The sequence below is a fragment of the Cupriavidus sp. 05T41 genome, assembly GCF_056396525.1.
This window is the reverse complement of the sequence record NZ_JBFTLQ010000016.1, coordinates 101,274-110,106: the sequence shown is the minus strand read 5'-3', so window position 1 is coordinate 110,106 and position 8,833 is coordinate 101,274. Positions and strand designations below refer to the sequence as shown.

Annotated in this window: 7 protein-coding genes and 1 pseudogene; 4 read left to right on the top strand and 4 right to left on the bottom strand. The window is 72.9% G+C overall.

Annotated elements, in window-relative coordinates:
* The 4 genes from AC1DKV_RS12590 to AC1DKV_RS12575 form a co-directional block, all read left to right on the top strand.
* Nucleotides 1-732 (top strand): thiolase family protein (locus AC1DKV_RS12590; protein ID WP_477137616.1); only part of this gene is annotated, 732 nt, incomplete at its 5' end.
* Nucleotides 733-838: 106 nt separating this feature from the next.
* Nucleotides 839-1,207 (top strand): Zn-ribbon domain-containing OB-fold protein, encoded by a 369-nt coding sequence (locus AC1DKV_RS12585; protein ID WP_441611849.1) that lies wholly within the window; start codon nucleotides 839-841, stop codon nucleotides 1,205-1,207.
* Nucleotides 1,208-1,292: 85 nt separating this feature from the next.
* Nucleotides 1,293-2,291, top strand: coding sequence for a tripartite tricarboxylate transporter substrate binding protein (locus AC1DKV_RS12580; protein WP_441611848.1), 999 nt, complete (start codon nucleotides 1,293-1,295; stop codon nucleotides 2,289-2,291).
* Between the two features lie 54 nt (nucleotides 2,292-2,345).
* Nucleotides 2,346-4,454, top strand: coding sequence for an acetate--CoA ligase family protein (locus AC1DKV_RS12575; RefSeq protein WP_441611847.1), 2,109 nt, complete (start codon nucleotides 2,346-2,348; stop codon nucleotides 4,452-4,454).
* A gap of 20 nt (nucleotides 4,455-4,474) precedes the next feature.
* Here the strand turns inward: AC1DKV_RS12575 and AC1DKV_RS12570 are convergent, their stop codons facing one another.
* From AC1DKV_RS12570 to AC1DKV_RS12555, 4 genes and pseudogenes are all read right to left on the bottom strand, one after another.
* Entirely contained in the window at nucleotides 4,475-6,061 is a 1,587-nt protein-coding gene (locus AC1DKV_RS12570) for a sulfite reductase subunit alpha (protein WP_441643135.1), read from the bottom strand.
* 120 nt (nucleotides 6,062-6,181) lie between these two features.
* Nucleotides 6,182-7,192: pseudogene (locus AC1DKV_RS12565) on the bottom strand (FAD:protein FMN transferase).
* A 193-nt stretch (nucleotides 7,193-7,385) separates the two neighbouring features.
* A complete protein-coding gene (locus tag AC1DKV_RS12560) occupies nucleotides 7,386-8,210 on the bottom strand; it encodes a DUF4198 domain-containing protein (protein WP_441611845.1) in 825 nt (274 codons plus the stop codon).
* A 98-nt stretch (nucleotides 8,211-8,308) separates the two neighbouring features.
* Nucleotides 8,309-8,833 (bottom strand): DUF2271 domain-containing protein, encoded by a 525-nt coding sequence (locus AC1DKV_RS12555; RefSeq protein ID WP_441611844.1) that lies wholly within the window; start codon nucleotides 8,831-8,833, stop codon nucleotides 8,309-8,311.

Here is an 8,833-nt window from a genome sequence, read left to right as displayed (position 1 = left end):
GTGCCGGCGTACTACGCGCTGCTGGCGTCGCGCTACCTGCACGAGACCGGCATGCATGCCGACGACCTGAGCGGCTTCGCGGTGCTGATGCGCGAGCATGCGGCCGGGCATCCCGATGCCCACCTGCGCGAGCCGGTGACGCTCGACGCGGCGCGCGCCGCCAAGCCCATCGCCTCGCCGCTGCGGCTGTCGGACTGCTGCCCGATCTCCGACGGCGCGGTGGCGGTGGTGGTGTCGGCCGAACCGGGAAATGGCGGCGGCAGCGGCAGGCCCGTGCGCATCACCGGCGCCGGGCAGGCGCACCGTCACCAGCACCTGTGCACGCTCGACAGCGTGCTGGCCACGGGCGCGGCGGATGCCGCGCGCCGCGCGCTCGGCGAGGCCGGCAACACCGTTGCCGATATCGACTACCTGGCGATCTACGACTCCTTCACCATCACGCTGGCGATGCTGCTCGAGGAACTCGGCGTGGCGCCGCGCGGCGCCTCGCCGCAACGGCTGGCCGCCGGCGACTTTGGCCGCGACGGCGCGCTGCCGCTCAACACGCACGGCGGGCTGCTCGCCTTCGGCCACTCGGGCGTGGCGGGTGGCCTGATGCACCTGGCCGAAGCCGGGCGGCAACTGGCCGGCAAGGCCGGCACGCGGCAGCTGCCGCGGCGCAAGCGCGCCCTGTTCCATGCGGACGGCGGCGTGCTGTCGTCGCATGTGAGCCTGGTGCTGGAGGCGCAATGATGCCGCCCCTCGCCAGCCCCCGGGTTCGCTCCCCCGGCCCCTTTCCCACGGCGTGGGAGAGGGGAGCAAACCAGCAGCAATGCACAGCGCCCCCGCGGAACCAGCCATGACCACCGACCAAGCCAGCCACACCTACCAGTCCGGCCTCGACGCCGGTATCGTGCGCTACCAGGCCTGCGATGATTGCGGCGCGTGGCAGCCGCTGCAGCGCCATGCCTGCCGTGCCTGCGGCAGCACGCGCCTGGGCTGGCGCGACGCCGGCGGCGGCGCCACCGTCCACGCCGTGACCGAAGTCGCGCGCGCGCCGACCGATGCGTTCCGCGCGCTGGCGCCCTACACGCTGGTGCTGGCCACGCTGGACGAAGGCCCGCGCGTGATGGCCCATGCCGAGCCCGGCGTGGCGATCGGCGAGCGCGTGCGCGCCGGCTTCCTGCGCCACGGCGAGCTCACGCTGCTGCGCTTCCGGCGCGAATAGCAAGACAGCGGCGACAAGCCGCAGCAGCAGGCGGCACCCGGCGCGCCGCCGCACGGCCTGCTTCACCAAAACCGAGGAGACTGACATGAACCGAACCTTGCCGCTTCGGCGGCCCGCGCTCGCCCTGCTGACGGGCGCCATCGCCGTCGCGGCAGCGCTGCTGTGCATGCCCCGCGCGCACGCACAGGACTGGCCCGCCAAGCCGCTGCGCCTGGTCGTGCCCTACCCGCCCGGCGGCCCCACCGACATCGTCGCGCGCGTGGTCGGGCAAAAGCTCGCGGAGCAGCTCAAGCAGCCGGTGGTGGTGGAGAACCGGCCAGGCGCGGGCGGCAATATCGGCGCGGAGGCGGCGGCCAAGTCGCCGCCCGACGGCTATACGCTGCTGGTGGCGACCACCGCGCACGCGATCAACATGACGCTGTTCAGCAAGCCCGGCTACAGCACCCAGAAGGACTTCGCGCCGGTGTCGCTGCTCACGCGCGGCCCGCTGGTGCTGGTGACGGCGCCGGCCACGCCGGCCAGCAACGTGACCGAGCTGATCGCGCTGGCCAAGGCCAGGCCGGATCAGGTCAGCTTTGCCAGCTCGGGCAACGGGCAATCCACGCATCTTGCCGCCGAACTGTTCAACAGCATGGCGGGCACGCACATGACCCACGTGCCGTACAAGGGCAGCGCGCCAGCGCTCACCGACGTGATGGGCGGGCAGGCCACCGTGATGTTCGACACCATGCTCTCGGCCATGCCCTTCGTGCGCGAGGGCCGGCTCAAGGCGCTGGCGATCACCGGCGCGGCGCGCTCGCCCGCCGCGCCCGACGTGCCCACCGTGGCGCAAGCCGGGCTGCCCGGCTACGAGGCCACCGCCTGGAACGCGCTGCTGGCGCCGGCCGGCACGCCGCCCGCCGTGATCGGCACGCTGAGCGCCGCGCTCAAGGCCGTGCTCGGGCAGGACGACGTGCGCGCCAGGTTCGCTACGCAGGGTTTCGCCGCGGAATGGACCGCGCCGGCCGCCACCGGTCAGTTCCTCGCGCGCGAGATCGACAAGTGGGGCAAGGTGGTCAAGGCCTCCGGCGCCACCATCGACTGACTCCCGCCCTCTCTCTCTCACACTCATCCTTTCGCCTTCACGCTGCAATTCATCATGAACCAGACCCTGCAAGCCTTGCTGGCGCCGCGCTCGATCGCGGTGATCGGCGCCTCCGACCATATCCACAAGATCGGCGGCCGGCCCATCCACTACATGCGCGAGCACGGCTACGCCGGCAAGCTCTACCCGGTCAACCCGCAGCGCGACACCATCCAGGGCCTGCCCGCCTTTGCCTCGCTCGATGCGCTGCCCGAGGTGCCGGAGCTGGCCATCATCGTGGTGAGCGGCGAGGCGGCGGTCGCGACCGTGCGCGACTGCGCGCGGCTGGGCGTGGCCGCGGCCATCGTCATCGCCTCCGGCTTCGGCGAGGCGGGCGAGGAAGGCCGCCGCCAGCAGGACGAGATGGTGCGCGTGGCAGGCGCCGCGGGGCTGCGCCTGGTGGGGCCCAACAGCCAGGGCCTCGCCAACTTCGGCACCGGCACCATCGCCAGCTTCTCCACCATGTTCATCGAAGTACCGCCGCAGGACGGGCCGGTGGCCGTGGTCAGCCAGAGCGGCGGCGTCAGTGCCATGGTCTACGGCCTGCTGCGCGGCCAGGGCATCGGCGTGCGCCACATGCACGCCACCGGCAACGAGGCCGACATCACGGTCAGCGAACTGGCGCTGGCCGTGGCGCACGACCCGGACGTGAAGCTGATCCTGCTGTACCTGGAGAGCCTGACCGACCCGGCGGTGCTGGCCGAAGCCGCGGCGGTGGCACGCCGGCGCGGCGTGCCGATGGTCGCCGTGAAGGCCGGCCGCTCCAGCGCGGGCCAGCGCGCGGCGGCGTCGCACACCGGCGCCATCGCCAACGAGGACCGCGCGGTGAGCGCCTTCCTGGCGCGCCACGGCATCTGCCGCGTCGACGATGCGCACGCGCTGGCGCGCTGCGCGCCGCTTTACCTGCGCGGCTGGCAGGCCGGCGGGCGGCGCCTGGTGGTGGTGAGCAACTCGGGCGCGAGCTGCGTGATGGCCGCCGATGCGGCAGAAACGCTCGGACTCACGCTGGCGCCGCTGGCCAGCGCCACGCAGGCGGCGCTGGCCGAACGCCTGCCCGGCTTCGCCGCCACCGCGAATCCGGTCGACGTGACCGCGGCGCTGCTGACCAACAGCGGCCTGTTCGGCGACGTGCTGCCAGTGGTGGCCGCCGACCCGGCCGCCGACTTGCTGCTGCTCGACATCCCGGTGGCCGGCATGGGCTACGAGCTGCCGCGCTTCGCGCGCGACGCCGCGGCCTTTGCCGCCAGCGCCGGCAAGCCCATCGCGGTGGCCGCATGGCAGCCGCCGGTTGCGGCGGCGTTCCGCGCCGCCGGGGTGCCCACCTATGACAGCGCGGCCGACGCACTGGCCGCCTTCGCGCAACTCGTCACGCACCAGCAGCAGTTGCGCGAGATCGCGCACGAAGACGCTCTGCCGGCAACGTACCGGCCGCGCGCAAGCGGCAAGGCCGCCGCGCCCGCGACACCCGCCACGCAAACCCTGAGCGAGGCCGCCAGCCTGGCCCGGCTGGCGGCGGCCGGCATTCCCGTGGTTGCCCACAAGCTGTGCCGCAGCGCGGACGAAGCCGTGGCGGCCTGGCGCGAACTGAAGGGCCCGGTGGCCGTCAAGGCCAGTTCGCCGCAGGTGCCGCACAAGAGCGAGCATGGCCTGGTGGCGCTCAACTGCAACGACGAGCATGCCGTCGCGCATGCCTACATCGTGCAGACCGACATCCTGCAAAGGATGGACGCCGCCTGCGAAGGCGTGGTGGTGGCGCGCATGGAACGCGGCGAGCGCGAATGCATGGTGGGCGCGCACTGGGACCCGGTGTTCGGGCCGGTGGTGCTGGTCGGCGACGGCGGCAAGTACGTCGAAGTGCTGTGCGACACCGCCGTGCTGCTGGCCCCGTGCAGCGAGGCCGCGGTGGCGCGCGCCGTGGCCGGACTGCGCATCGCACCGTTGCTGGCGGGCGTGCGCGGCGAGCCGGCCGTGGACGTGGCCGCGCTGTGCCGGATCGCGGTACGCGTGGGCCGGCTGATGCACGAGGCCGGTGGCGCAATCCGCTCGATCGATCTCAATCCGGTGATGGCGGGCGCGGACGGGGCGGTGGTGGTGGACGGATTGATGGAGGTGGCCGCGGCATAGCGCCGCGGCGGTCGGCCGCCTCAATAGACGTCGCGCCGGTAACGCCCGGCCTCGCCCAGGCGCAGCAGCGCTTCTTCGCCCAGCACCTCGGTGAGCGCCGCGTCGACGCCGCCGGCCATGCCTTGCAGGCTGCCGCACACATAGATGGCCGCGCCGTCTTCGACCCATTCGCGCAGCATGCCGGCGGCGGCGCGCACGGCGTCCTGCACATAGCGCAGCGGGCCGCCGTCGCGCGAGTAGACCAGGTCCATGCGCTGCAGCACGCCTTCGCTTTGCCACGCCGCGAGTTCGTCGCGGTGGAAGGCGTCGTGTTGCGCGGTGCGCTCGCCGAACAGCAGCCAGTTGCGATGGTGGCCGGCGACGGCGCGTGCCTTGAGGTGGGCGCGCAGCCCGGCCAGGCCGGTGCCGTTGCCGATCAGGATCAGCGCGCGCTCGTCGGCGGGCGGATGGAAGCCGCGGTTGGTGCGGATGCGCAGCGCGATGGCGGCGCCCTGCGCCGCGTGGGCGGTCAGCCAGCCGGAGGCGAGGCCAAGGCGGCCGTCGTCGTGGCGGGTCTGGCGCACCAGCAGTTCGAGCCGGCCCTCGGCAGGCAGCGAGGCAATCGAATATTCGCGGTGCGGCAGCGGCGGCAGCGTGTCGACCAGGCGCTGCGGCGCCACGCCGGCCAGCGCGACGAGATGCGGCTCGGGCAGCATGATGCGGGTGGCCAGCGCCTGCGCCAGCGTGGTGGCGGCACCGTCGCAGCGCACGGGCGTGATGCCGTCGAGCTTGAGCTTGTCCAGCATGCGGCCGACCTCGGCCGGCGCGAGCCGCGGGCCGATCTCGGCGATGTCGCCGGCCTGCCAGGCGGGTGCGCCTGCGGGCGGCAGCAGGGCCAGGTGGAAGGCGGGCGCGCCGGGGCTGCCGGAATTGAGCAGGCGGCGCTCGGCCAGGTGCCAGTCGGTGTAGCGGGGCTTGTCCCAGTCGGCGATCTCGACCCCGCCGCCCAGCGCGCTGAGGTGGTTCTGCCAGTGGCGCAGCGCGCCGGCGTCGCCGTTGTCGACTTCCACCATGTCGAACAGTGCCTGCGCCTGCTGGCGTTGCAGCCACGCCGAGAGCGCGCGGCCGAAGGCGCAGAAGTTGGCGTAGCTGCGATCGCCAAGGGCGAGGATGCCGTAGCGCAGTTCGCGCAGGCCGCCCGTGCCGGCCGCTGCCGTGAGGCGCCGCGCGTAGCCGGAGGCGCTGTCGGGGGCATCGCCCTCGCCCGTGGTGCTGACCACGAACAGGACCTGCCGGCAATGCGCCAGGCGCCCCGCTTCGAGCTGATCGAAGGCCAGGCATTGCGCGGGCACGCCGGCGTCCTGCAGCGCCTGCGCGGTGTGCAGCGCGACCTGCTCGGCAAACCCGCTCTGGCTGGCATAGGCAACCAGCGTGGCGCCTTCGCGCGGCTGTGCCAGCTGGGCCGGGCGCGCGTGCCGGCGGCGGTGCCGCGCGATCACGGCCGCGCAAAAACCAAGGTAGGCGACCACCACGCCGGCGGCCATGCCCGCGCGGCTGGGGGCGAGCAAGCCCAGGGCGACGCCGGCCAGCCCGGCAAGCACGCCCAGCGCGGTCACGGCCTGGTGCATGCGGCTGCGCCGGGCGGCCTGGCCGGCGTGGGCGCGCGGCGGCTCGGCCGCGGGGGCGGGCAGGTCGATCGGCAGGGAGGATGCGCTCTCGGGCGTGTTCATGGCGTGTTCATGGCGTGTTCATGACAACATGGCCTCGCAGGCCGGCGACAGGCGTTCGTCGAAACCGCCGCTGTGGCGGACCAGGAAGCGGGCGGCAAGCGCATGGCGGCGCGCGAACACCATGCCGGCTTCGGGGCCGAGCACGGTCAGCGCGGTGGAGAGCGCGTCGGCCATCATGCATTGGGGATGCAGCACCGTGACCGAGGCCAGCGCGTGGCTGGCCGGGTAGCCGGTGCGCGGGTCCAGCGTGTGGGCGTAGCGGCGCCCGCCGCTGTCGAAGTAGCGCCGGTAGTCGCCCGAGGTGGCCACGGCCAGGCCATGCAGCGCGACGAGCGTGTCGGCGCCGGCGGCTCCCGCGGCGGCGGGCGGCGTCTCCAGCGCGACCCACCACGGCATGCCGTCGGGCTTGACACCGTGGCCGCGCAGTTCGCCGCCGATCTCCACCAGGTGGCTGGCGAGGCCCTGCGCGTCCAGGTAGCGCGACACCGCGTCCACGCCAAAGCCTTTGGCGATGGCGCAAAAATCCAGGCGCACGCCGCCGGGCTGGCGCGCGCGGCGGCTTTCGGGATCGAGTTCGATGCGCTGCCATCCGCACAGGGCGCGGGCCTGCTCGATCTCGGCCAGCGGCGGCGCGACATCGCGACGCGGTGCCGGGCCGAAGCCCCACAGGTCAACCAGCGGGCCAGCGCTCGGGTCGTAGGCACCGCCGCTGTCGCGCGCCACCTGCAACGCGGCCTGCAGCACGGCAAAGCAGTCCGCCGGCAATACCTGCCAGCTGTCCGGCGCGGCGCGGTTGAAGCGGCTGAGATCGGAGCCGGCCTCCCAGTTGCTCATCTGCGCGACCACGCCGGCCAGGACCGCGCGGATGCCGGCGTCGAGCGCCGCCGCGGCGGGGCTGCCCGGCGGCGCGGCCCAGGCCACCTACCAGGTGGGGCCCATGGTCTCGCCCTGCAGCCGGCACACGCGCGCGGCCGCATCGGGCGCGGGCGGCGCCGCGCCGAGCGAGAGAGGAATAAGGACGCGCTGCATGCGGGCCAAGCGGGAGGAGTTGGAAAAAGCTGGAATAGGTCAGAAACGACGACAAGAGGCTGAAGAAAATGACGCCAGCCTGGAGACGCGATCCGCAAAGACAAAAAGCCCGCTGGGGGCTCATGGCTTGCGCGGGCCGCCGGACTTGCGCCGGGGGCGGCCCGCCCGCGCTTGAAGCGCGCGGGAAGCGCGCTTACTGCGGCAGCACTTCCACCGTCGCGGCATAGCTCGCGCGGCGGACCTTGGCTTCCTTGGTGGCGACCTTGTCGTCGCGCACCTCGGCCTCCATCCAGTACATGCCCGGCGCCGGCCACTTGACGCTGAACTTGCCGTCGGCGTCGGTGGTCAGCGACATCTCCTGCAGCTGGTCGCGGTAGCGGATGCCGCCCGGCACCACGGCCACCTTCACATTGCCGGCGGGCTTGCCGTCGAGCAACAGGCGGAAGCTGGCGGCGTCGCCGGCGACCAGGTCGTTCGGGTGCGTGACCGGAGCCAGCTCAAGGCCGCGGCCCGTGGTCTGCAGCACCCTGGCGCTCGGCTTGCCGGCCGTGACGAAGGCTTCCAGGCGGCTGTCGGCCTGGGTCACCTGCAGGTCCTGCGCGCCGGCCGGCACTTCCTTGGCGAAGGCCTCGGGCGAACCGCGCCAGCGCTTGGTCTGGCCGTTTTCCTTGTAGCTGGCGAACAGGCCGTGGCTGACCATCGCCACCTTGTAGGTGCCGGGCTGGGTCAGGTGTACGTCGAAGGTGCTGCGGTAGCGGCCGGTGCTGGCGTTCTCGACCTTGGCGGCGGCGCCGTCGGGCGCGGTCACGGCCAGGTTGTCCAGGCGCAGCGGCACGTGCTCGAAGTAGAACAGGTCGTTGGACACGGCGGCGTCCACGGTCACCCACGGGTCGCTGCCCGAGAGCACGGTGGCCGACGGCAGCAGCCACTGGCGGTGGGCATGGGCGGCCAGCGGCATCAGCGCGGCCAGGGCCAGCGCGGCGGCGCGGACGGACAGTTTGGTGGCGATCGTCTTCATCGTCATGCTCCTAAGGGAAGCGGGCAAGGAATCGGGTTCCGGCTGCACAAGCCGGGCTGTGGAAGGGAAAGGCTGGCGACGAAACGGCAGCATGCCGCTCAGGGCTTGAGGTCGACCGAGACCGTGCCCAGTTCGTGCTCGCCCCTGGCCCTGGCCGAAGCGGCCGCCTTGGGAGGCCATGCAAACGGCACGCGCAGCAGTTCGCGGCCGCCGACCTCGCGCGCGGCTTCCACCACCAGCTGGTAGTCGCCGGCGGGCAGCTTGCCCAGCGGCGTCTTGCCGTCGCTGAAAGTGAGCGTCTGCTCGCCGGCGGCGCGCGTGGCGCCGGAGATGCCGTCGGCCGGCATCTGCATGTCGCGCCCGGCCTTGCGCCACCACTGGCGCATGTCCTTGAGCCACTTGGTGCCTTCGCCATCCTTGTGCTTGACGTCATACCAGACCGCCAGCGTGGCGGCCGGGCTCTGGTCGGCGCGCTCGATCCACATCGAGACATAGGGCCGGTGGTATTCCGCGACGTTCAGGCGCGGGATCTCGACCTTGACGTTCATTTCGGCCGCCACGGCCGGGCTGGCGAACGGTACCGCGGCCATGCCGGTGAGAGTGACGGTGAGCAATCGACGCAT